A 25716-nucleotide genomic window follows, 5' to 3' on the forward strand; every position below is an offset into this window, starting at 1 on the left:
ATTGATTGAACCACCATTCACCAGGTTAATAGGCTTCACATTTTATATTTTTAAGCATATCTATAGTTATTTTCTTAAGATCGTATTTAGGTTTCCAACCCCATTCCTGTTCGGCCACCTCATCATTAATGCTCTGTGGCCAGCTGTCTGCAATATGTTGTCGAAAATCAGGTTCATATAAAATTTTGAAATCTGCGATATGTTTATTGATTTCTTCAGCAAGTTCAGCCGGTGTAAAACTTACTCCGGAAACGTTATAGGATGTACGTGTTTTAATTTCTGAAGCAGGTGCTTCCATCAATTCCAATGTGGCTCTTATGGCATCGGGCATATACATCATGGGTAGACGGGTATCTTTACTAAGAAAACAGGTGTATTTTTTATCTTCTTTAGATTTATAAAATATATCTACAGCATAATCGGTAGTACCACCACCAGGTTGGGCTGAATAAGATATTAAGCCAGGGTAACGCAGGCTTCTCACATCAACTTTAAATTTTTTAGCATAGTAATTACACCACTGCTCGCCGGCCTGCTTAGAGATTCCATATACTGTACCTGGAATCATTCTAGGGTTTTGGGGGGTATTTTTACGCGGAGTGTCATTTCCAAAAACAGCAATAGATGACGGCCAGAATATTTTAAGCTGGTATTTTCTGGCAGCCTCTAAAATTCCTAAGAGACTCCGCATATTTAAATCCCAGGTAAAAAGAGGATTATCTTCCCCTTTGGCTGAAAGGATAGCAGCTAAATGATATATCTGGGTAATATTTTCAGTTACAATAATATTTTCAATGTGCTTAGAATCGGTAGCATCTAAGGTTAGAAATTTTACTGAATTAAATTTTTTAGCTGATTCTGAGTTAATATCACTGGCCAGAATATTACTGGCTCCATATTTTGAAGCTAAAGCAGTGGTGAGTTCAACTCCTAATTGTCCCGCTGCGCCCGTAATTAATATTTTTTCCATTAAAAAAGTAGTGAAAGTATTTTTAAGATTGATTTAGAGTTGTTAAGGTAAATTTTCAAAATTTATTTGTGGTGCATTCCCGGTTGCTTCCCTTTCAAAATTAGTATTGACTTCGGTTGTTTCATTAAAAAAGCCACAATTTTTCAAATAATATCCTCCTGTGGTCTCTCCTCCGGCATAATCAAGCCTATGTTTTTGATTGGCGGTGGCATCAGCTGTGAAAATGGTCTCAGTGAATTCTATCCAGCCCTGTTCCTCATCATAAAGCCATTGGTTTTTATAGTGAGCCTTACGGGAAATATCTCCGGTAGCAGGGACAAAATTTTCCAGGAAAGAATATAAACGGCCTAAATAATTACTGGATTTTGGCCTTCTAAAGCTTGCAATAAGTTCCCATTCGTTATTTTCTGGCGTATAGAAATATGCGGAATAATCTGTATGATTTGGACCTGCAGGCTCACCTTTCAGTAGGAATTTGTAAGTGGTATTGGTTTTCCACATAAATTTTTTAAAACTCTGTCCTCCAGAGCCTTCATTGCCAAACTCGCCGGTATAGACATCATCTCCTTTTTTAAGCATAATAATTTTTTGATCTTCCGGAATTTCATCAGGGTTTTGCGTCTCGTAAGGACTCCAAACCGAAAATAGGATTCGACGTTCATTTTCTGAATTTACCTGCATGCCAAAATAACCGTGAGAAAATCCATTTGCCATATAGTAAGAACCTATCACATCTTCTCCCTGTGGTACCACTATTTCATTGTAAAAATAAGTGGGTTTTTTACTTTCTTCCGGGATGGGGTAACGCAAATGAACTGAAGGGCCACGACGACCAAAATGGAAATTGTCTTCTACGAAATTCACTTCCCCCTCGGTAACAGATCCAGCCAAAAGGAGTTCTTTGATTGTTATTTTTTCATTTGATTCCGGTTCTATAACTTTAATAGATACTTGCTGGTAACCTGAATCTTCAAGTTCAAATTCACCTAAATAAACCTTCTGGAAGTCTTTGTTTTTAACCTGAATTTCGTGGCTTTCTCCAGCCAGTGATACTTTTAGTTTGGTATTTCCTGAAGTTGATTTCAGGTTAAGTCCAAGTTTTACCAATCCTGATTTGTTGGTTCTAAAATAACTTTGAATAGGTTTTTTGCCATCCCAATTATGTACACCTTCTTTTTTAATAATTTTTCTATCTTCTTCCTGATTGTTGGAAATCCACGAATTTTCACCTAAAGGAATTTGATAGGTATATTCTGGTTCCTCTTTATCCTGTGTACAAGAAGTTAAAAATATACCCAGATAGGTTATTAATATAGCAACTTTGTATATGTTGAATTTCATCAATTTTTATTTTAAGGAAACCCCAATTAATATTATTGGGGTTTCATATTAGTTTGGGGGGAAAGCAGCTTGTTTAGAGATTAATTCTAATTATTCTTTCTCATACTCAAATAAATTAATATCCTGTATTATTAGGTGTCAGTTTGGGATTCTTATCGATCGCACTTTGTGGAATAGGCAAAAGATTATTTTTAGGAGCTTGAAATTCCCTGGTCTCGATTAAATTTCGTGGTAACGTCATCGAAACATGATGATCTCCATTTGGTTGAGTAGTCTCAAGAACCCTTCCTCTTTTTGCGCCCAATAATTCACCATTCATAACTATAGACGCTATATCCCAGCGTATAATATCATCTCTACGAAGTCCTTCCATTGCAAACTCAACTCTTCGTTCATTTCTAATAAGTTTTCTCACGCTTTCCTGATCAGCATATTTTTGCTTATCCACTGCAGGCATCCCTGCTCTTAATCTCACCGCATCTATTGCTTCATAAAGTTCACTGTCTATTTGCCCTAATTCTACTTTTGCCTCTGCAATAGTCAGGAGAACTTCTGCATATCGAAAAAGAAAGATATCATTTCCCATATTCCAGAAAGGAGCACTGGGATCTATATCTATAAAAGTGGTATATTTTTTAAAATTATATCCCGTTTTTGAAGCGTTATCAGCTGTATTATAGTAATCTGGGTCATCTTCTTCAATTGAGCGGTAAACCCTGCCGGCAAATACCTGCCCGGGATAAACGACTGTGGCTCTTAACCTGGGATCACGATTTATAAATGGATTTTCAGGATCATAGTCTCCCTGGCTTTGAGCTTCCTGAATAGTTCTTCCGTCTGCCATCTCAAACGCATCAACCAAAGACTGAGTAGGAACTACAGATGACCAGCCACCAATACTATTGGGTAAGAATGGAGTAAAACTCATTGCATAAATATCAGGCGTATGCTGTACAGATAGAATGATTTCGTTATTCTGTTCATTAGCTGGATCAAAAAGGCCTTTAAAACTTGGGTGTAATGAATAGCCAGTGATGCTTTTTGCTGTTGTTAAGGCTTGTTCATAATTTTTAAAATATAGATAGTAGCGCATAAGGAGAGCTTGAGCGGCCCCTTTTGTAGCTTTTCCAAATTCTGAACCTGAATATGATTCGGGTAGAATATCGATTACTGCAGTTAATTCATTTTCAATAAATGTGCGAATTTCTGCTTGTGGATTTCGTGGCACTTTAGCTTCTTCGGGTGTAGCAAAATTTTCAGTAATTAAAGGGATATCACCATAATTTGTGGTAAGCACATAATATTCATATGCGCGAATAAAGCGGGCTTGAGCCTTATAAATTATTCTATCTTCTTCCGGAACTTCAACTGCATTATCTGCATTTTCCAGAAATTCATTACATCGGTTTATTGTGGCAAAGTTGTAATACGATGCTCCGGGATCTGCTGGTGATAATTTTCCATTCCCAATATTCGTCCATCCTTCCCAGGGGAAATTATTGAAAGCATTATCAGAACCAGCATCGCGATATAATATTGAGTTACCACTTTCAAAGCCGTTATAACAGCCTGTTAGCGCCAGATCTAAATCTTTTTTGCTTTTCCAAAAAGTGGAAGGGGAAAGTGCATCATTAGGTGCTGTGTCTAAAAAAGAATCTTCGCAAGAGGTGAATATAAAAACGATTCCTATAAAGTAAATTAATTTTTTCATCTTGTAATAATTAAAAAGTTAGATTAAAACCGATAGAATTGGTCATTACAACCGGGTATCCACTACCACGCCCGGAAGGCGCTTCAGGGTCCCATCCTTTGAGATAATTCGTAATAGTAAATAAATTCTGAGCAGTATAATAAACTCTTAGTTTTGAAATATTCCAGCCGTCTAAAACGTTGGTTGGAATGTTATATCCAAGTTGAAGATTTTTCATTCTTAAATAATCTGTACTTCTTAACCAATAGCTTGTGGTAGAATTTTGAGGCATGCTTGGTCCATTAATTGCATCAATGAGTCTTGGCACGTTAGTGTTTGTGTTTTCTGGAGTCCATCGGTTTAACCACATTGCAGATGGTTTTTGTCCGTCTCCATTAACGGCGCCAATAGCATCAAAATCCATATAGCCATAGCCACCTGTGGCTCCCTGAAAGATTGCCAGTAAATCAAAATTTTTGTAAGCTAAACTTAAATTAGCTCCAAAATTTAGAGTAGGAGTAGAGTTGCCTAGTAACACACGATCGTTGGCATCTACCTTGCCATCGTTTGTGATATCAACATAACGTAAGTCTCCTGGTTGAATCTGTCCTGGATACAAGGTATTGGTAGGATATGCATCAATATCTTCCTGGTTTTGATGTAAACCATCGGTTTTATAGCCATACCAGGAATCAAGTGATTCACCTAACTTCCGGATTTGACGTCCACTAATAACTTCATTTGTACCTGCAAGTTCTACTAATTCATTTTTATTGTAGGCTACATTACCGCCAAAACCAAAATCTATTTCGCCAAAGGTCTCTGTATAGTCAAGACTAACTTCAATTCCTTTATTATCTAACTTACCTACGTTATCATAAAAGTTATTTAATGCAAATTCGTTGGGAGCGGGCACTTGCATAATAATACCTTCGGTAAGTTTTTTATATATATCTATGGTGACATTTAATTTATAAAGTAACCTGGCATCTATACCTAATCCATAGCTTGTAGTTTTTTCCCAAATTAATGCTGCATTTTTCGCATTCGCAATGGCTGCTCCAGAATTAATTTCACTATTAAACGGATAGTCTATTCCAAGACCTAAAGTTGGTACAGTAGGATAATAGTCATTTAGGGCATCCTGGTTACCAAGTTGACCCCAGGAACCTCTAAGTTTTAAATTGTTCACAGTACTTTTTATTCCTTCAAAGAAATTTTCATCAGATATTCTCCAACCTGCAGAGAAAGAAGGAAAGACTCCAACTCTATTATCTTCTGCAAAACGAGATGATGCATCTGCTCTTAAGTTTGCTTCAAATAAATAGCGGCCTTGGTAATCGTAATTTAATCTACCAAACCAGGAGGTCATATTTAGTTCTCTTGTATAGCCTGTATTTTTCATGCCGTTTGTGGAGCCGGCATCTAAATTAGGAAGTTCATTACTTGGAAAGTTTTCACGGTAAGCTGTTGTTCTTTTAAAATTATAAGATTCAGCATGGTATCCAACCAAAGCACCTACATTATGTACATTTTCAAAAGTTTTATTGTAATTAGCCGTTAAATCAAGCGTATTTCGAGTAGTTGTTCTAAGGTCTTCGGTGAGTTTTGTTGGACCGTGGTATTTGTTCTCGTTATATTGGATTTCTTTATTCATCTCTGAATTATCCTCTTCTACATTTCTATGGGACATAAGGGCTTTAACATTAAATCCTTCGAAAAGGTCGGCTTGTATAGAACCAATTCCCACAAAGGTTTTCCGGTTATAATTAATTTGAGGCCCCATATCTATCCAGGAAATAGGGTTGCCGTCTGAAATGGTCCCATAACTGCCATCTTCATTTTTATAAGGAATCCAGGGTGCAATTCTGTTTGTTTGCCTAATAATTTGATCTAAACCGCCGCCAACATATGTATTGTTAGGCTGTTCACGATCCATTTGTGTGTAGGACAGGTTTAAATTGGTGGTTAACCATTTTTTAGGGGTGATTGTAAGATTTACTCGAGCATTATACTCATCTTTCCCTGTGTGCTTTATTATCCCATCCTGTTTTTGATAATTTAGGGATGCTCGATATTTAGTGTATTCTGTACCACCTGATATGCCTAAATTATTTGTGGTGACAAATCCCGATCCCTGGTACAGTAAATCCTGCCAATCTGTATTTGGATGGCTGTAAGGGGCACTTCCATTTTGAAAAAGTTCAAGGTCATTTTCATCAAATTTTGGGGCTTTACCACTATTTGTTAAGGCTTCATTATAAAGCACAGCATAGTCGTACGATCCCAGATAATCTGGTAATCTAGTAGCAGATTGCCATCCAAAATTACTTGTTAGTCGTACTGAAGGTTCTCCTGTTTTTCCGGTTTTAGTTGTAATTAAAATGACACCGTTAGCAGCTTTTGAACCATAAATAGCAGCTGAAGCAGCATCTTTTAGTACTGAAATATTTGCAATATCGTTTGGCTGAACATCATTCAAGGAACCTTCAACTCCATCTATTACTACCATAGGAGACGCCTGGTTTAAAGTACCAGTACCACGAATTCTTATAGTACCACCATCGTTACCCGGCATACCTGATGATTGGTTTACCGAAACACCCGGCAACAATCCAGAAAGTCCGGCAGATACACTGGTCATAGGTCTATCCTCAAGCATATCCCCATCTACAGATGCTACGGAACCTGTTAAGTTTACTTTCTTTTGGGTGCCAAATCCTACCACAACCACTTCGTCTAAAGCTGCAGCATCTTGCTCCAGAACAATGTCGATATTAGTTTTGCCATTAACCTCTATTTCTTTTGTAGCATAGCCCATATAGCTGATAACTAAAACTGCATTACTGGGCGTTTGAATAGTGTAGTTTCCATCAAAATCTGTCATTGTGCCGTTGTTGGTACCTTTTTCTACGATGTTAACACCAGGAAGGCTCATACTGTTGTCTGTAACAGTCCCTGTAATTTCAATGGTTTCCTGCCCTAACATTATGTAAGGCAAAAACACGACAATGAAGGTTAGTAGTAATTTTTTCATAAAATTTATTAGTTATTATTTAAAGGTAAATTAATAAAATGAAAGTTTTAACTTTCGTATAGTTTGCAATTTCAAACGTTTTCTTTACTTATCCAAAATAAATTATTAAAAAATTGTTTTTTGTAAGTTTAATTTTTTTAATTCTTTTTTATTGAAATATTTTATGTAAGATTTTTGTTTAATTAATTTTTAAACTATTTAAAAACAAGGTGTTGGAATTATCTTAAGAGTAGGTGTATATATTAAAGGTTTTTAAAATTATATTCGTTAAGAGAAGAAGGGGAAATTTGGATAAGAGAAAGTTTAAATTTTATAAGTTCAATTTTAAGTTGACAGAAGTATTCTTTTGGCGAGAAGAATTAAATGAAACTCTAAACAAGGTTTTGATTGTTTTATATGAATAATTATAAAATATGTATTAAATAAAAGCGTCTCGTTAAAATTTTAAACGAGACGCTTTTTAAAAAGAATAGAATTTGGCTAATTCTATATTTGAAAGTAAAACGTTACCTTCTTTTAGAGCAACAAGTCTTAACAGGTTGCAATTAAATATTTACGCTTACTATTGGGTTGGATTTTGCGTAAGGGTACCCGGGTATGAATTGATGGCATCCTGCGGAATATAAAACAGCACACGGAAATCGGTAGCGGGAATCACCTCATTTTGGTTGTGTGGTCCTGGATATTCCCGTGTTAGTGCCTTTCCATTTCGGAAAACATCATAGCTTCGTTCAGCCTGGTAAGCTAATTCAAGCTGACGTTCTTTATCAATTCTTTCACTGGCATTTGAAGCATCTAGCGAGCTGTAACCTCCGTCTACAATAGAACGCTCCCTGATCGTGTTAAGATCTTCCAGTGCGGCGCTGTAATTACCAAGTTTTGCATAAGCCTCAGCACGGTTCAGGTAAATTTCACCTAAACGACTAATGACTGGAGAGTGTAAGTGAGATTCTTCTCCTTCTAGAGAAGCTTTAGTAATGTAAAATTGTGGGTAAACCCGGTTTAATGAAATATAGTTGTCTATCACACCTGTATAAGTCTTTCCATCTCTATATTGAATAGAATAAATCTCCTGATTAGTGTCAACAGGAGTGAGTGTATAAGAATCTGTGTCGTCCTCCGCAATTATCGTGTTCCCACTACGAGTAATCTCTGCCTGTACATAATTTAAATCGTCACCATCTTCCTTGATAAAGCGGAAAACTTCAGGAGCACTATTATCATAGGTTGGCTGGATAAAGGCTGCACGAGCATCTACTAAACTGTAGCTTTCCGGGCGCCAGTCATTACGACCTGTTTCGTCTAACAAATCAATATATTTTGCACTGGCATACATTTCTCCCCAGCCCATACCGCCTATATTGGCGTACATGCCTCCAACACCATAATAGTGATCGTAACCTGAAAATTCTGATGCAACTCTTTTTATTGCGAATATGGTTTCTGCATTATTTTCGGGAATAAAGGTGTTATACTCCATAAATTCCTCTCTTGGCAATAACGAATACTTGCCGGAACCGATCACTTCGGTTGCATAATCTACAGCCAGTTGAGTATATTCAGTATTAGGAGATTCATAAGTGCCACTCATAAAAAGATAAACACGGGATAACATAGCTTGTGCTGCTTCTTTTGTGGCATAAATTGATTCTTTTTCTATTGTAAGTAATTCTTCAGCCCTTTTTAGATCAGTAATAGCTTGTTGGTAACTTTCCTCTACTGTAGCACGATCTTCAAGCTCTAAATTTATTACATCATCAGGTGTACCATTAACTATAGGAACCCCAAGGTTTGTTTGAGGATTTTGATAGTAAGGACGGCCAAAAGCACGGGTTAAGTAAAAGTACATCATTCCCCGAACGTAGTAAGCTTCGCCAAGGTTGTTATCTATCTCTTCACTTTGTCCCTCTTCAATCATATCAATAATATTTGAAGCTTGTGCGATGGCTTTATAGCCTGAGTCCCAAAATTGTGTCAGGCGATAATTGTTTGGCGTGCGAGAATATGATATAAATTCATAAAACGCATCAGTAGATGAGCCGCGAATCATCATATTGTCGCCTGCATATTCACCCATACGGTGCATAGGATCTGACCAGCTTTTTAACTGGGCATACATCCCATTCAGCAGGGATTCAAGAGAAGCATCGGGATCATTGACTATGGTCTCGGAATCCAGGCTTCCTTGAGGTAGACGGTCAATATCGCAGGCTAAAAGTACTGTCGTGGCCAAAAAGGCTATAAGTATTTTTTTCATGATATTTTTTATTAAAATGTTAAGTTAAGTCCCAGCATAAATTTACGTGTGGATGGGTAAACTCCAGGTCCGGTAGAGCCCATCACTGCTCCATTACTCGCGGGAATTTCAGGATCTACTCCTGAATAATCTGTTATAACGAACAGGTTTTCACCAGTTAAGGAAATACGTGCATTACTTATAGCAAACTGGCTAAGGTCAATATTATAACCCAGGCTTAGTGAGCGTAGTTTTAAGAAATCACCGTTTTCCAGATAGCGAGTAGAAGTAGCATTACCTTGATCAGGATTATTATACTTAGCGATTGGATGGGTGGCTATATCCCCTGGTTGTTGCCATCGGCTCCATCCAGGTCTAAGTTTCATTTGGTTACGATCTGTATATGTTCCGTCTGAATCATATTCCTGACGAGAATAGTTATATATTTTACCACCTAAAGCATAACCGAACATAGCATCAAGGTCGAATTGTTTGTATGATAGTCCAGTAGAAAATCCACCAAAAACATCAGGAGATACTCTTCCAGTTTTTTCAAATGTTGCTTCTGAGTAGTTGGAAGTGGTAGTTCTTGAAATTTCATTTCCCTGATCATCCCTTTCCACATTGTACCACAGTGGAGCTCCATTCTCAGGATCCACCCCGGCCCACTCTTTTAAGTAATAGGTGTCTATAGGCCTTCCAGGTTCTAACATGCGTTGTGCAGAACCGGCAATTCCCAACCCATCACTTATAATAATTGGTCTTACAGTATAATTTCCGCTGGCATCTTTTGTTTCGTAGAGTTTTGTGAGTTTATTTACATTATGCCCTAAATTTAAGTCTACACTCCAGGTTAGATCTTCGTTTCGGATTATATCACCGCCAATGGCAATTTCAATTCCTTTATTTTCCATTTCCCCAATGTTCTGCCAAATACTGGTCACACCTGTTAATCCCGTAATAGGAACCCGATACAGGATATTTTCAGTATTCTTTTCATAATAATCAAAGGTTAGTCTTGCTCGGTCATTAAGAAATCTTGCATCAAATCCTACGCCGCTCGTAAACGTTTTTTCCCAGGTTAGGTCATCGTTTCCTATCTGACTAATTAATGCTCCTGGGTTTTCATTGTAACTTGCATTAGTCGAGATTGAATATAGATCGTATTGCGGGTAAAGGGAACCTGGACGGTTTCCTACAGAACCATAGGCAAGACGTAGTTTTAGTGCGTCTACCCAATCTGCATTAAACCAATTTTCTTTGTGAATATTCCATCCTCCACTAATCGAGTAGAAATTTCCATATTTAGCATTATCTCCAAAATTGGATGCACCATCCCTACGAAAAGAAACCTGAGCAAGGTATTTGGTGTCATAGGAATAATTTGCGTTAAAAAGACCAGACTGTACAGCCCATTCACTAATACCTCCTCTGGTTCGTTCCGGTACAGATACAACATCTAATACCTCAAAACCAGGTATAAATCCGGTTCCATAAGCATCAAGGGTTTCACCGCGGTAGTCATTGAATTCATAAGCAAGAATTCCGTTAAGTTCATGCTTGCCCCAACTTTGGTCAAATCGTAAAATTTGGTTGGTGTATCTGCGTGTGGATTCCGATCGATAATCGGTTATTCGTCCATTAACACTCTGGCCTCCATTAGAACGCGGGTCGGTATAGCCTTTAGATTTATAGCTGTTGTAGCGATAGTTGTTAACAGAAGAAAACGTTAACCAATCGGTCAGTTCAATATCAAAATCCATATTCCCCATAAACTCATAGTTTTTGTTTGAGGAATGATTCCATTGAAGATCATACAGGTAATTCGTGCTGGCACTATTTACCCAGTTGCTAGAACGATGAGGTTCTAAATTCCCGTCTTCATCATAAGGACTGTCCCACGGAAAGTTGGAATACATAGCCGTTGTAGAATACTGCCGATCTTCCACATCTCGAAGTGAACCATTTATTGATGGTTTTATAGTCAACCAATCAGTAGGTTTATATTCAGTTCTGAATCTGAAATTGTAGCGGGTATAATCATAGCCCTTAACAGCGCCCTGCTCATCATACAAACCTACAGACATATAAGACCTAAGTGTTTCAGAACCACCCTGAACAGAAACATTGTAATTTTGTGTAAACCCGGTAGTAGTGGCTAGATCCCACCAATCGAAATTACTGTTGCGTAATTCTTCGTTCCAGCGGGGAAATGAAATCTGATCAGCGTTTTCAAATGAAGCGTAATAATCATATAACTCCGCTCCATTCATCATTTCCAAATTCCCGTTATTCAATTCATTAAAACCTATATTAGAAGAGGCGCTTATTGTTGTTTTTCCTAGTTTCGCCCTCTTCGTGGTTACCACAACAACTCCGTTAGCACCTTGAGAACCGTAAATAGCAGTTGAGGCTGCATCTTTTAGTACGGTCATAGTTTCAATATCATCCGGATTTAATTCTCCAGGCCCAGATCCAACTATAACCCCATCAATAACCCATAGTGGGCTGGTAGTTCCGCTTAAGGTTGCCTGTCCCCGAATTACCACACTTCCTCTGGACCCAGGTTGGCCAGATCCTGGCGCTACGTATACTCCTGCCGCTTTTCCGTTTAGCATATTTTCAACCGAAGGTGTTGTGATATCTCTAAGTTCATCTCCTTCCACGGTTTGTAGGGATCCTGTTAAACTTTCTCTTTTCTGTGAGCCATATCCAACTACAACAACTTCATCCAGTGCCGCGGCGTCCTGTTCTAACGAAACCTGGATTTCGGTTTGGCTATTCACTTTTACCTCTTGCGTAGCATAACCTAAAAAAGAAATTTCCAGCGTTGCATCTCTGGGAACGTCAATTTTAAAGTTACCGTCAAAATCTGTTAAAACCCCGTTTGTTGTACCTTTTTCAATAACATTGGCACTAGGTACGGGAATACCCGTTTCAGCATCCAGAACTGTTCCTTCTACCTCTATTTTCTCCTGACTGTAAGCCGAAGAAGAAAACATTATGCAGAAAAAAAGTATTAATGAATAGCAGTTTTTCATGATATAATTTTGTTTTTGTTAGTAAATTAGCGGTAATTATCTATAAAAGCAAATAAAAACCTTCGAAAACTTTCGCTAATATATTGATAATAATTTATTAACAAAAAAATTAACAAAAAAATAGAAAATAAAGATGGTTGGGGTCTGTTAGTCATAGTTTCGGAAGAATAATAATAGTATGTATAAGAAAAGTATTTATAAAATTTAAAAAATTGATATAATGAAAAATAAAAAATTTCGTAACATTGTTTTTTAAAATATTTTGTAATGATAAAGATAATTTTTTCTGTTTCTTTTTTCTTCCTGTTTTGTTTCACCTCGATATTTGCCCAACACCAAAACGATGTAGATGTCTTCCAAAATCCAAATTATCAGGAAGAGAACCGCTTACCTATGCGGGCTTCCTATTTTCCTTTTGAAAATGAAGAACTTGCCCATCTCAGAGATAAATCAAAATCAAATAGATTTCTAGATCTTAACGGCACCTGGAAGTTTCTTTGGAAAGAACATTATAAATATCTTCCTGAAAACTTTCAAAGGGAAAGTTTCGATGATTCAGACTGGGATGATTTTAAAGTTCCAGCTAATTGGGAGTTTAATGGGTATGGCACTCCCATATATGTGAACCATCCTTTTGAGTTTGCGGTAGATAATCCAAATCCTCCATTTATAGAAAACAAAAAACAACCAACAGGTATTTACCGCCGTAATTTTACACTGCCGGAAGCCTGGAAAGATCAACAAGTTTTTCTCCATCTAGGAGCAGTAAAATCTGCGTTTAAGCTGTATGTGAATGGTGAGTATGTTGGTATGGGGGAAGATAGTAAGCTGGAGTCAGAGTTTGAATTGACAAATTATCTTCAATCAGGTGAAAATTTAATTACGCTGGAAGTAAGACGTTGGAGTGATGGTAGTTATCTGGAAGCGCAGGATTTTTGGCGAATTAGTGGAATTCAGAGGAATGTTTATTTGTATTCGCGTCCCCAGGTACATTTTTACGATCTTTTTGTAAAAAGTGGGTTAATTAATAATTATCGAGATGGAGAATTAAGCTTTGATATTGAACTCTGGAATCGAACTAATACCGATCAGGGTGAGAATATTGTTGAGGTTCTTTTAAAGGATAAGAATGGTGTTCTTCTCTATAAAGAAGAAAAACCCACTATTGGCTTAAAGCGTAAAAATGGAATAACCTTGCTGCGTTTTGAAGAGAAAATAAAGAATGTGAATGCCTGGTCTGCTGAAACGCCTTATTTATACGATCTCATTATTAATTTAAAATCACCAAAAGGAAAGACTATAGAAAGTATTAAACAAAAAGTCGGTTTTAAAACTTATGAAGTGAAAGGCAACCAATTTTTGGTGAATGGTAAACCCGTTTTGTTTAAAGGAGTAAATAGACATGAATCTCATCCTGAAACTCACCATGTGGTTACCGAGGAACAAATGCTTACAGATATAAGAATAATGAAAGAGCTTAATATGAACGCGGTTAGACTTTCTCATTATCCCAATGACCCTCGGTGGTACGAGTTATGTGATCAATACGGTTTTTACGTCATTGATGAAGCAAATATAGAATCTCACGGGATGTATTATGACCCTGAACGTACCCTTGGAAATGATCCTGAATGGGAGCACGCGCATATGCTTAGAATTAAACGGATGGTAGAGAGGGATAAAAACTTTCCTTCTATTGTGGCCTGGAGTATGGGGAACGAAGCCGGGAATGGTTATAATTTTTATAAAGCTTACAATTGGATTAAAGCTTTTGATCCTACACGGCCGGTTCAATACGAACGTTCCACTACCGAATGGAATACAGATATAATTGTACCCCAATATCCTCACCCCAATACCATGAAATATTATGCTGAAAATGGTTTGGAACGTCCGTATATTATGAGTGAGTATGCACATGCCATGGGCAATAGTATGGGTAACTTTAAAGAATACTGGGAGGTTATCGAAGAATATGATGGCTTACAGGGCGGTTATATCTGGGATTGGGTAGACCAGGGGATTTACAAGGAAGTAGATGGAAAGAAAATTTTTAGTTATGGCGGGGATTGGGGTCCAGAAGAAACCCCCAGCGATAATAACTTTTTGGTTAATGGAGTGATTATGCCAGATCGTACCTGGAATCCTCATGCGTATGAGGTTAGAAAAGTACATCAGGAAATTGGCTTCGAATTTAATAATGCAAATCGAAGGATAGAAATTACTAATAAGTATTTTTTTCGTGATCTAGCTAATTTTAAATATGAAATAGATTTGCTTAAAAATGGAGAAATAGTAAACTCAACTAATGTTGCGCCCATATCTCTTGCTTCGCAAAATATAACTGAAATTCCATTAGATTTTGAAATTCCAACGGATACTACTGCCGAATTCAGAGTACATATTAAAGCTAAACTTGCCAGTGATGAAAATTTAATGGAGGCGGGTACGCTTTTAGCAGAAGATGAATTTGCTATTACTAAACCGGTATCTACCGCGCCTAAATTAAACCCGACGACCTTTAATGTAGAAGAAACTGAAGAAATTTTGAAAATCTCAAAAAGAAGGTTTTCTGTGAAATTTGATAAAAAAACAGGTCGGTTTTTTGATTATGAATATAAGAGAGATATCCTAATTGAAAAAGGACCTAAACTTTCTCTTTTTCGACCCTTAGTCGATAATGATTTTGGTGCGGGCTTAAATAAAAGTTTGGATTATCTAAAAAACCCAGGTTTAAAGATTAAGAATTTTAGACATGAAAACCTTAAAAGTGGAGGGTATCTAGTAGAAGTACACTATTCTTTACTCAATGATGATGCTGAATTTATTCAAACTTTCGAGTTATATGATAACGCAAAAATAAAAGTAACGAATAGTTTTAAAGCCCTTGGGGGAGACCATAAATTATTGTTGAAGGTAGGAAATTCTATGCAATTACCTAAGGACCTGGAAGACTTCAGCTGGTATGGACGTGGCCCCTGGGAAAGCTATGCCGATAGAAAGTTTAGCGCTATGGTAGGAATTTATAAAGGCCTGGTAAAAGATCAATATCATCCATATATCCGTCCGCAGGAATCGGGGAATAAAACAGATGTACGTTGGGCAACAGTTTCTCAAGGAAAGAAAAAAGGAATAAAAATAGATTATATTGATAAGCTATTAAATGTTTCCGCATTGCCTTATTCATTAGAACAACTTTATCCATCGGCAAAAAAGAGCCAGGAGCATTCGCGACTATTGGAAGAAGATGATGTAATTCATCTCGATGTAGATCTCAAACAAATGGGTGTGGCCGGCATTAATAGCTGGGGTAGCCTTGCTTTAGAAAAGTACCGCATACCTTTTCAGGATTATGAATATAGCTATATAATTTCTCCCTTGGAATAACAAGGATTATTAACAGGCTTAAAAATTTAAAATGAAAAAAATAATTCATCTACTTGGGTTAAGTTTTCTTATTCTGGCTTGTGGAGATAACGCTAAGCACCAAGAGGAGAAATCACAAAAATCAATGCCAAATATAGTTTTTATTATGGCTGATGATTTAGGTATTGGAGATATCGGGGTCTATGGTCAGAATATTATTAAGACTCCCAATATTGACCAACTGGCGACAAATGGGATGAAATTTGAAAACTTTTACGCAGGTAGTACCGTTTGTGCGCCGTCTAGAGCGGCATTGTTAACCGGGCAACATACTGGAAATACTGAAGTAAGAGGGAATGGGGAATTTCCGCTAAATCCCGACAAGAAAATTATCCCCGAAATTTTAAAGGAGCAGGGATATACCACTGCAATGTATGGGAAGTGGGGGCTAGGGCTTGCCGGTAGCACTGGTTCACCCGAAAAAAGGGACTGGGATGAATTTCTTGGCCATTTGCACCATGTAGACGCCCATTATCAACAACCCGATTCCCTGGATGTGATAGAAAACGGACTATTAACTAAAGAGAAAACCCCTCCTAATAGTTACGCCAATGAACTGTTTACCGATGCTGCAGTTAACTTTATTGAAGAACGGAAAAAAAATGTTCCATTTTTTCTGTATTTATCGTTTACCATTCCTCACGCAGAACTTGTTGTCCCTAACACATATATAGAGCCGCATTTAAACAAAGATGGCTCAAGCAAATATGAGCCGGAGAAAGCCTGGCCTGAAGGACGACATTACGGTTCACAAGAATATCCTAAAGCGGCCTATGCGGCGTTGGTGGAAAGTATAGATGCTTACGTAGGGAAGGTGATAACCCAATTAAAAAAACAGGGGCTTGAAGAGAACACTATAGTCATTTTCACTAGTGATAACGGTACCCACCTGGAAGGCGGACGACGCCAGGCAGATGTTGACTTTTTTAGAAGTAGCGGTGATTATCGTGGAGTGAAAAGAGATTTATATGAAGGAGGAATTAAGGAGCCATTTATTGTTCAGTGGCCGGGAGTAGTAGAAGCCGGTAGTACCAGCAATTTTAAAGGAGCATTTTGGGATGTTTATCCTACTCTTGCAGAAATTACTGAGGCCAAAATTAAAGGAAATTCAATTGACGGCCTTTCTTTTTTACCGACACTTACGGGAAAAGGAAATCAAGAACAACACGAATATTTATACTGGGAGTTTCACGAGTTTGGTGGGAAACAAGCTTTATTACAAGAAGACTGGAAAGTTATTCGTCTTAATGTAAATGAAAATCCAAATGCTCCGGTAGCGCTATTTAATATTGAATCAGATCCAGGGGAACAAACGAATCTCGCAGAAGAATATCCTCAAAAAACTCTTGAACTATCGCAATTAATGAATTCTGTAAGAACACCGAACAAGAACTTTAATTTTTAGAAAAAATACCATTAATATCTAAATCAAAACTTTCGTTTCGTTAATTAAAAGTTTAAAAAAATCTGTAAAACGAAAAAAAATTTTTCGTTTTCAATTTTTTTTGTTTTATTTGAAAAAAGAAAGTTGGAGGTAACTTATAATATATATGAAGGAGAATAAATCAGGAGAACAAAGTGTCTCACATACCAAACAAGAAATAGAAGGTCAACCAGAATTATGGCAATCGGTTTTTGATCTAATTCAAGCACAACAAAAAGAAATCAAAGCTTTTTTAGACCCAATCTTGAATAAGAATGGTTTAGAAATAATTTTAACCGGGGCTGGGTCTTCAGCTTTCGTAGGAGAAGCAGCTCAAGGGCTGGTTCAAAAAAACAGCAAACGTACTACACGTGCCATTGCTACAACCGATTTAGTCACCCATCCTGAGCTTTTTTTTCCTAAAGATCATCCAGTGCTTTTAGTATCTTTTGCTCGTTCCGGTAACAGTCCGGAAAGTGTTGAAACTGTAAATTTAGCCGACAGTTTTTGCTCTGAAATTTTTCATTTAGTGATTACCTGCAATAAAGAAGGGGAGTTATTTAAATATACCAGAGCTAATACAAAAACCGCTTTAGCCATTTTACTCCCGGAAAAAGCGAATGACAAAAGCCTTGCAATGACTGGGAGTTTTACTTCAATGTTACTAAGTATATTATTGGTTAGTGATCTAAAGAATTTGGAAAGTCATAAACTGGAATTGCAACGAATAATGAACCAGGGGAATCTTCTTCTGGATAGTGCAAAGGCTTTTAAAGAAATTTCGGCGAAATATTTTGAACGCGTGGTATTTTTGGGTTCTGGACCTATGCTAGCAATTGCCCGGGAATGTCATTTAAAACTTCAGGAATTAACAGATGGTCAGATTATTTGTAAACATGATTCCTTTTTAGGTTTTAGACACGGTCCGCGTGCAGTGACTAATGAACAAACCTTATTGGTTTATCTTTTCTCGCCTAGTGACCATGTTTATAAATATGAATTAGATCTTGCAAAATCTATTGCAAAAGATCCCAGAACGATAGAATGTGTAAGTATTGGTCGTTCAGAAGATAAAGTCCTCCATTCCTGTCTAAATATAGATTTAAATTTAAATTCAAATCAGCAGTTAAATATTGTACCTGCGACTCTGGTGGGCCAGATTATGGGTTATTATAAATCTTTACAGTTAGGTCTAAATCCAGATAACCCCTCGATTTCTGGAGCAATAAGCCGGGTAGTGCAAGGCGTGAAAATTTATGAATATCCTGAAAAAATAGAGCATGATTCTTAATCTTTGTCCTAATCCTTCTATAGATAGTTACGCCTGGATGAATAATCTTGTTGCCGGCCAATCAAATAGAATATCAAATATAAAAGAATATCCAGGCGGTAAAGCCACCCATATAGCCCTGGCCCTTGCAGAACTAGGAACAGAATCTATGTTATACGCCTTTTGGGGTGGATCCTCTGGAGAATGGATAAAAAAGGAATGCCTAAAGAAGGGTGTTTATATAAATGGAATTGGTTTAAAAGACAATAACAGGAAGTGTTATACATTTTTATCGGAAAATAAAGCATTTAATAATACCGAGATTTTAGAACCGGGCCCCAGCCTTAATAAAAAGAACTGGGAAGATTTTAAACAGGGATATGTACGTTTAATTGAACATACCAGCATTATTTGTCTGGCTGGATCCTGGCCCAGGGGAATTTCTGCAGATACTTATGCCGAATTAATCCAGATAGGAAATAATTTTGGAAAGCGAAGTATACTTGATTGTACCGGTAAACAGCTTCAAAATGCACTTGAAATAGGTTTTTTTGGTTTGCACCTTAATGAGCACGAAGCCATGAGTCTTTGTGGTAGTGCTAATATGGAGGATTTGTTGAAGACTTTGAACGGCAGGGTAGAGCTAGTGGCTTTAACCCGCGGTAGTAAAGGATTGGAACTTTTTTATAGGGGAAAACTTATCACAGCAAATGTAAAAATAGATGAGGTAATAAGCCCAGTAGGGAGTGGTGACTGTCTTACTGCAGGTATTGCCTATGGTGTGGCAAATAACTTCTCACCATCTAAAATTGCCACCTATGGAGTGGCTTGTGGGGCAGCAAACTGTTTAAACGAAGATTTGGGAATGTTACATTTAGAAGATGTAAACCGGTTATTACCTCAGGTAGAAGTAAAAGAGATAATATATGAGCAATAAAAAACTATTGGTGGTTGGAGAGTTGAATATTGATCTTATTTTGAATCAAATTCAGGGTTTTCCGGAAATAGGTGCTGAAAAAATTGCTGAAAACATGGATTTTACCCTGGGTAGTTCTTCAGCAATTTTAGCTTCGAATATTGCTGCTCTGGGTGTTCCTACTTCCTTTTGTGGATTGCTTGGAGAGGATAATTTTGGTGATTTTATTTTGAAAGAATTACGAGGAAAAAATGTGGATACTCGGTTTATTAGTCGTTCTGAACACCACAAAACCGGTATTACCGTAGTGATGAATTATGATCAGGATAGGGCCAATGTAACTTATTGCGGAGCAATGAGTGTGCTAAGTATAGAACATATACCCTGGGAAAATATTTCAACATTTTCACATCTTCATTTTTCAAATTATTTTCTGCAGCCTGGTATGCAGCCTTATATTACTGAACTATTTAAGAAAGCAAAGGAAGCTGGACTTAGTACTTCTCTAGATTTACAGGTAGACCCACAGGATAAATGGGATTTTGATTATAAAAATTGTTTACCATTTGTAGATGTTTTTCTTCCTAACGAGAATGAGCTTTTGAAACTTACGGGAAAGAAAAATCTAAAAGGTGCTATTGAAGCGATAAAAAACCATACTAATATTCTGGCTTTAAAATTAGGAGATAAAGGTGGTAGGGTGGTATCCGGATCTGAAGATATTACAATAAAACCTTATTTAAACAACACATATAAAGATGCCATTGGTGCCGGTGATTCCTTTAATGCAGGTTTCTTAAAGAAATTCCTAAGCGGAGCATCTTTACGGGAGTGCCTTGATTATGCTAATCTCACAGGCTCAGTAAGTACAACGGCGGCCGGAGGTACTGGTGCTTTTAGTAATGAGAAAGAAATTAAAAGCAAAATTCAACAAATCGTGAATAAGAAATTATAATGAAATTAAAAGAAAAATTACAACAGTTGAGAAGTGAAGGCCGTGGAATTCTGGCTACTAATTTTTATAACCTAGAAACCTTGCATGGGGTATTAGGTGCCGCTTCAGAAATGAATGAACCTTTAATTTTACAACTTACCCAGAGCTCTATAGATTATATGGGATTGGAAACAGCGGTAAATTTAGGAAGAACTGGATTAAAACAGTTTGGAGTAGAAGGTTGGATTCATTTAGATCACGGTGGTTCGGTAGATTTAGCGCAGCGTTGCCTGGATGCAGGTTTTGATTCAGTAATGATAGATGGTAGTGAATTAGCTTTTGAAGAGAATATTCAAATTACCCGGGAAGTTGTAGAACGGGCTAAAAAATATGGAGCACATGTAGAAGCTGAATTGGGGTACGTTGCTAAGTTAGGACAATCTCACGATGAAGAAGTTTTTACTCAACCCGAAGAAGCCAAACAATTTGTAGAAGAAACGGGAATTGATGCCCTGGCAGTTGCTATTGGTACTGCACATGGATTTTACCAAAAAGAACCTGAGCTACAATTAGATTTACTGGAGAAAATTGCAAAAGCTACTCCTGTAGGATTGGTATTGCACGGTGGTTCTGGAGTGCCAGGTTCCCAGATGCAGGCAGCCATTTCCAGAGGGATTTGTAAAGTAAACCTTGCTACAGAAATCAAGAATATCTTTATGAAAACCTTGCAAAGTGAATTGCGTAATAATGAAGAGATAGACTTAAGAAAGGTATTTCCCGTAGCAACTGAAGAAATTACAAAACTGGTTAAAGGTAAATTAGAAATTGTAAAGAATAATAGGTAAAAGCTGTTAGAATAAAGTGCAGCCAAAATCTATTTCCTATGAAGAGGAAAAAAATTAAGTGCAAATAGAATTAAAAAAAGAAAACAATATGATATCAAAATTTATAGATGCGCACGTGCATTTAAACACGCTTTCTGCAGAAAAAATGGAGAAAATGATGGAATATAATTCGGGTTTTCTTTCTATAAACACCAATATCCCATTTTTTGATGAAATTGAAGAACAGGAAAAGATCATTCTTAAGCTTCAGAAAAAATATCCGGGAAGAATAAAATATTTTACCACGTTCAATTTTAAAAAATGGGGAACTTCAGAGTTTGTAGATGATGCTATCAATCAGATAAAGCGAGGGATAGATAATGGGGCAGTAGGGGTGAAGATATGGAAAGATGTAGGTTTTGATTATCATCACGAAGACGGCAGTTTTGTAATGATAGATGATCCTGTCTTTGATCCAATTTTTGATTTTATTCAAAAGAATAAAATTATGCTTATAGGTCATCAGGGAGAGCCTCGAAATTGTTGGTTACCTCTGGATGAAATGACCGTAGATTCAGATAGAAACTATTTTAAAGACCATCCCGAATATCATATGTTTCTTCAAAAGCAATATCCCTCTTATGAAGATCAAATGCAGGCCAGGGATAATATGCTAGAAAAATTCCCCGAAATAACCTATGTGGGGCTTCATTTGTTTAGCATGGAGTGGAGCATCAAAGAAGTTGCTGCTCGTTTGGAGGCATATCCAAATACTTTAACCGATGTAGCTGAGCGTGTTTGCCATTTACAATTGCAGGCTAAAGATAATTGGGAAGCTGTACGCAACTTCTGCATAAAATATCAAGATAGAATTATATACGGCACCGATGTGATTGACGACGGTAATACGCCAGCAGACGAAATCGCCGGAAGGTTTGAAAATTTGTGGCAATTTCATTACGATTTTTTCGCCACAGCAAAAACATTGAGCGCTCCGGAATTTCAAGGAGATTTCAAAGGTCTCGATCTCCCCAAAGATGTTGTGGAAAAGATATTCTATACTAATGCGAAAGAAACTTATGGTTTTTCCGATTTTTAAATTGCTAATGTTTGTTTTTCCGGGTTCGCTTTAAATAGTATGAAAACATATCTTTTATGATCTGCTACTTCTTAAGTACTTAATAACTATACAGATTTTCTAGAATTAAAACTTTTATTATGAAAAATAACCGAAGAGATTTTTTAAGAATAACCGGTCTTGGCGGGCTTGGACTGGTAAGCAGTAGCTTTTTAAACTGCAAAGGGCCTGAAGCATTTTTAGCAAATGCTCCTACCGGTCCCCAACAGTTTAATATGAGCGGTTATGCCGCTCCCAAATTAGATACCGTTCGTATTGGTTTTATTGGTCTGGGAATGAGAGGTCCGGGTGCGGTAAACCGTATGAGTCAGATTGAAGGAGTGGAGATTAAAGCACTGTGTGATTTAAGACCTAAACAGGCTGAAAAAGCAAAAGAACTTTTAAAGGGAACTTCCCATAATCCCGATTTATATTCGGGGAGTGATGATGCGTGGAAAGAAATGGTAGACAGGGAAGACCTGGATTTAATTTACATTGCAACCCCGTGGGACTGGCATACGCCAATGGCAGTATACGCTATGGAAGCCGGAAAACATGCTGCAGTAGAAGTTCCAGCGGCAAAGACTATAGATGAATGTTGGGAGCTTGTGGAAACATCTGAAAGAACTAAGAAGCATTGTATGATGCTTGAAAATTGCTGTTATGATTTCTTTGAACTTTTAACTTTGAATATGGCACGCCAAGGTTATTTTGGAGAAATTATTCACGGAGAAGGAGCGTATATCCATGATCTATTAGATCTAAATTTTCAGAAAAATGCTTATGAAGATATGTGGCGTCTAAGAGAGAACTATGAAAGAGATGGAAACCTTTATCCAACTCATGGTTTAGGCCCAATTTGCCAGATAATGAATGTAAACAGGGGTGACCAAATGGATTATTTAACGTCCCTATCCAGTAATGATTTTCATATGGCTGGGAAAGCTAAAGAATTAGCTAAAGATGATTCTTTTTATGACCAATTTGTTGGTAAAGATTATGCTGGAAATATGAATACCACCATGATTAAGACCAAAAATGGAAAAAGTATAATGGTGCAGCATGATGTTACTTCTCCACGCCCTTATTCTAGAATACACTTAGTAAGCGGGACTAAAGCTTTTGCGAGAAAATGGCCAAGCCCTGAGAGAGTAGCTAAGGGACATAGTTGGTTAAATGAGAACGAAATGTCTGAACTTGAAAGTAAATATACTCCTGAAATAGTGAAAAAAGTAGGTGATATGGCGAAGAAAGTCGGTGGCCATGGAGGAATGGATTTTATCATGGACTGGAGATTGATTGATTGTCTTAGAAATGGCCTTCCTTTAGACCAGGATGTATACGATGCAGCTTTATGGAGCGCAATCACCCCTCTTTCAGTAGATTCTGTTACCAATAGAGCTCAGTCTATGGACGTGCCTGATTTTACAAGAGGAGCATGGAAGAATAATAAGCCTGTAGATGTAACTTTAAAAGGAGGTGGAACAACCAATGTAATATTAAAAGCTTAGAAATTATTTATTCATTATTACGAAAAAACTTGTATATTTTGGAATAAAACTTTCAAACGAAATATAATATTTTTTAAATTCCTGTTTTGTTGTCTATAACTAACAGGAATTTTTTATTTTTTGTCTAATTTTGGAATAAATAATAAAAAAGTAACTATACCTCTAATAGGGAAAATAGTTAACTAAATAAATCAAAGCTAATCTATGAGAAAAGCCGCAGCACGCCGATCTAAAATTTTGGAAATTTTAGATGAAACAAATAAAGTGAATGTAACCGAATTAAGTGAGCACTTTAGTGTGAGTGAAGTTACTATTCGTAACGATTTAGATAAATTAGAAAAAAATAAACTCCTTGTTAGGGCTCATGGAGGTGCTTTTAAGACAAATAACCTGGCCTTAGCGGTATCAGAAAAGAAAAGTATTAATCGCGATCTTAAACGGCTAATTGGGAAGACCGCTGTTGGTCTTATCCAGGAAAATGATTCTATTATTCTGGACTCAGGAACAACTACTTTTGAAATTGCGAGTAATCTGGGGAAGTTTAAGGAAATTACGGTTATTTCTAATGCACTGGACATTGTTAACAATCTTGCTCAGTTTGATAATTTAAAAGTTTATATGCCTGGCGGATATTTAAAGGAATTTTCCATGTCCTTAGTGGGGCCAATGGCGGAGCGAAATTTAAAACAGCTTTTTTGTAATAAATTGTTTCTTGGAGTAGATAGTATTAGAAGTAATGTCGGTTTTTTCACCCACCATATGGAAGAGGCATATCTAAATCAAATAATGATTGAGATTGCTGAAGAAGTAATTGTGGTGGCAGATTCTACTAAGTTCAAAAAAACCGGCCTGGCTTTTATTCAGAATTTTGAACATATAGATAAGGTTATTACCGACGATGGAATTGATGAGAACGACCTTAAGATGTTACAAAAGAATAACGTGGAAGTTTTAATTGCAGGAAAAGGTGAATAAAAGATAATATTTTATATATTTGATATGTAATACATAATACATATCAAATGAAAAACTTGTTTGCGGCGACTTATGCGCCTATGAAAGATGATTGGAGCATTAATCCTGGGATGGTTGGTTCGTATGCCGATTTCCTTAAAAGGAATAAACTATCTGGAGTTTTTATTAATGGTTCAACTGGTGACTTTGTTTCATTAACCACTAATGAGCGTACAGAGCTACTGGAAGCCTGGGCAGATCATAAATCAAATGGCTTATACTTAATAAATCACGTGGGAAGCAATAGCCTGAAAGAGGCAGAAATTCTTGCAGCTTCCTCAGTAGGAAGGGCAGATGCAGTGGCAGCAATAGCTCCTTTTTATTTTACACCTTCAAATATCCAGCAATTAATTGACTATTGTAAATCAATTGCATTAAAGGCAAAAGACCTTCCTTTCTACTACTATCACTTACCTGTTTTAACCGGTGTAAATTTTCCAATGCTGAGTTTTGCTGAAAAAGCTAAGGGGCAAATTCCCAATTTTGCTGGTATTAAATTTACTGAGAATAATCTCGTAGAATTTCAAAAAACGAGTCTTGGTCATCCTGATTTGGATATTTTCTTTGGAGTAGATGAAGCTTTTTATTCTTCACTAGGCTTACAGGCTGGTGGTTGGGTTGGAAGTACTTACAATCATTTATCACCACTTTTTTATAAAATAAAGGAAGAATTTGATAAAGGTAATCTTCAGAAAGCTGCACAATTACAGAGTTTTGTAGCAAAATTTGTAGAAACATTGAGTAGCTATGGAAGCTTCAACGGATCTGGGAAAAGTTTTATGAAGAAACTTGGCATAGATTGTGGCCCCTCTCGTTATCCGCATCCTACTTTAAAAGATTCTGAAATAAAAAATGCTTTCGAAACTTTTGAAAACATTGGCTTATCCGAATATTTTTCATCATAACGAAAAATTTTTTATTAAATTATTATGTATAACATAATGCTTTTATTTATATTAGCAGTGT

16 protein-coding genes are annotated in these 25716 nt (G+C 36.9%); 10 read left to right on the forward strand and 6 right to left on the reverse strand.

The annotated features are described in order from the left end of the window. Nucleotides 1-25: 25 nt before the first annotated feature. The 6 genes from B4F31_RS12815 to B4F31_RS12840 form a co-directional block, all read right to left on the reverse strand. On the reverse strand, nucleotides 26-970 hold the full coding sequence (locus B4F31_RS12815) for an NAD-dependent epimerase/dehydratase family protein (RefSeq protein WP_075326301.1): 945 nt from the start codon (nucleotides 968-970) through the stop codon (nucleotides 26-28). Nucleotides 971-1012: 42 nt separating this feature from the next. Continuing rightward, nucleotides 1013-2311, reverse strand: a complete 1299-nt coding sequence (locus B4F31_RS12820) for a DUF3472 domain-containing protein (protein WP_232228820.1) — start codon at nucleotides 2309-2311, stop codon at nucleotides 1013-1015. A gap of 115 nt (nucleotides 2312-2426) precedes the next feature. Then, nucleotides 2427-4022, reverse strand: a complete 1596-nt coding sequence (locus B4F31_RS12825) for a RagB/SusD family nutrient uptake outer membrane protein (RefSeq protein ID WP_093302058.1) — start codon at nucleotides 4020-4022, stop codon at nucleotides 2427-2429. A gap of 10 nt (nucleotides 4023-4032) precedes the next feature. After that, on the reverse strand, nucleotides 4033-7038 hold the full coding sequence (locus B4F31_RS12830; RefSeq protein ID WP_093302060.1) for a SusC/RagA family TonB-linked outer membrane protein: 3006 nt from the start codon (nucleotides 7036-7038) through the stop codon (nucleotides 4033-4035). A 562-nt stretch (nucleotides 7039-7600) separates the two neighbouring features. Continuing rightward, the gene (locus tag B4F31_RS12835; protein WP_286761436.1) at nucleotides 7601-9295 is read right to left on the reverse strand and encodes a RagB/SusD family nutrient uptake outer membrane protein; all 1695 of its coding nucleotides are present in this window, start codon (nucleotides 9293-9295) and stop codon (nucleotides 7601-7603) included. Between the two features lie 11 nt (nucleotides 9296-9306). Beyond that, nucleotides 9307-12315 carry a SusC/RagA family TonB-linked outer membrane protein gene (locus tag B4F31_RS12840; protein ID WP_286761437.1) on the reverse strand — a complete coding sequence of 1003 codons (3009 nt, stop codon included), beginning with the start codon at nucleotides 12313-12315 and terminating at the stop codon, nucleotides 9307-9309. A gap of 267 nt (nucleotides 12316-12582) precedes the next feature. On the opposite strand from B4F31_RS12840, the gene B4F31_RS12845 reads away from it, so the two are divergent. The 10 genes from B4F31_RS12845 to B4F31_RS12890 all read left to right on the forward strand — a co-directional run bounded on the left by B4F31_RS12845 (nucleotide 12583) and on the right by B4F31_RS12890 (nucleotide 25655). Further along, nucleotides 12583-15702, forward strand: coding sequence for a glycoside hydrolase family 2 TIM barrel-domain containing protein (locus tag B4F31_RS12845; RefSeq protein ID WP_286761438.1), 3120 nt, complete (start codon nucleotides 12583-12585; stop codon nucleotides 15700-15702). 31 nt (nucleotides 15703-15733) lie between these two features. Further along, a complete protein-coding gene (locus B4F31_RS12850; protein WP_093302068.1) occupies nucleotides 15734-17146 on the forward strand; it encodes an arylsulfatase in 1413 nt (470 codons plus the stop codon). Between the two features lie 145 nt (nucleotides 17147-17291). Continuing rightward, on the forward strand, nucleotides 17292-18455 hold the full coding sequence (locus B4F31_RS12855; protein WP_093302071.1) for an SIS domain-containing protein: 1164 nt from the start codon (nucleotides 17292-17294) through the stop codon (nucleotides 18453-18455). Then, the gene (locus B4F31_RS12860; protein ID WP_093302073.1) at nucleotides 18445-19371 is read left to right on the forward strand and encodes a 1-phosphofructokinase family hexose kinase; all 927 of its coding nucleotides are present in this window, start codon (nucleotides 18445-18447) and stop codon (nucleotides 19369-19371) included. The genes B4F31_RS12855 and B4F31_RS12860 overlap by 11 nt, the downstream gene beginning before the upstream one ends. Next, nucleotides 19361-20305, forward strand: a complete 945-nt coding sequence (locus B4F31_RS12865) for a carbohydrate kinase family protein (protein ID WP_075326312.1) — start codon at nucleotides 19361-19363, stop codon at nucleotides 20303-20305. The genes B4F31_RS12860 and B4F31_RS12865 overlap by 11 nt, the downstream gene beginning before the upstream one ends. After that, nucleotides 20305-21129 carry a class II fructose-bisphosphate aldolase gene (locus B4F31_RS12870; protein WP_075326313.1) on the forward strand — a complete coding sequence of 275 codons (825 nt, stop codon included), beginning with the start codon at nucleotides 20305-20307 and terminating at the stop codon, nucleotides 21127-21129. Before B4F31_RS12865 ends, B4F31_RS12870 begins: the two co-directional genes overlap by 1 nt. A gap of 88 nt (nucleotides 21130-21217) precedes the next feature. Beyond that, on the forward strand, nucleotides 21218-22207 hold the full coding sequence (locus tag B4F31_RS12875; protein ID WP_093302447.1) for an amidohydrolase family protein: 990 nt from the start codon (nucleotides 21218-21220) through the stop codon (nucleotides 22205-22207). Nucleotides 22208-22326: 119 nt separating this feature from the next. Beyond that, nucleotides 22327-23736 (forward strand): Gfo/Idh/MocA family protein, encoded by a 1410-nt coding sequence (locus B4F31_RS12880; protein ID WP_075326314.1) that lies wholly within the window; start codon nucleotides 22327-22329, stop codon nucleotides 23734-23736. A 204-nt stretch (nucleotides 23737-23940) separates the two neighbouring features. Next, nucleotides 23941-24711 carry a transcriptional repressor AgaR gene (agaR, locus tag B4F31_RS12885; protein WP_075326315.1) on the forward strand — a complete coding sequence of 257 codons (771 nt, stop codon included), beginning with the start codon at nucleotides 23941-23943 and terminating at the stop codon, nucleotides 24709-24711. Nucleotides 24712-24758: 47 nt separating this feature from the next. After that, on the forward strand, nucleotides 24759-25655 hold the full coding sequence (locus tag B4F31_RS12890) for a dihydrodipicolinate synthase family protein (protein ID WP_093302076.1): 897 nt from the start codon (nucleotides 24759-24761) through the stop codon (nucleotides 25653-25655). The last annotated feature ends 61 nt before the right edge of the window (nucleotides 25656-25716 follow it).

Source organism: Salegentibacter sp. UBA1130, from assembly GCF_002311535.1.
Taxonomy (GTDB): domain Bacteria; phylum Bacteroidota; class Bacteroidia; order Flavobacteriales; family Flavobacteriaceae; genus Salegentibacter; species Salegentibacter agarivorans.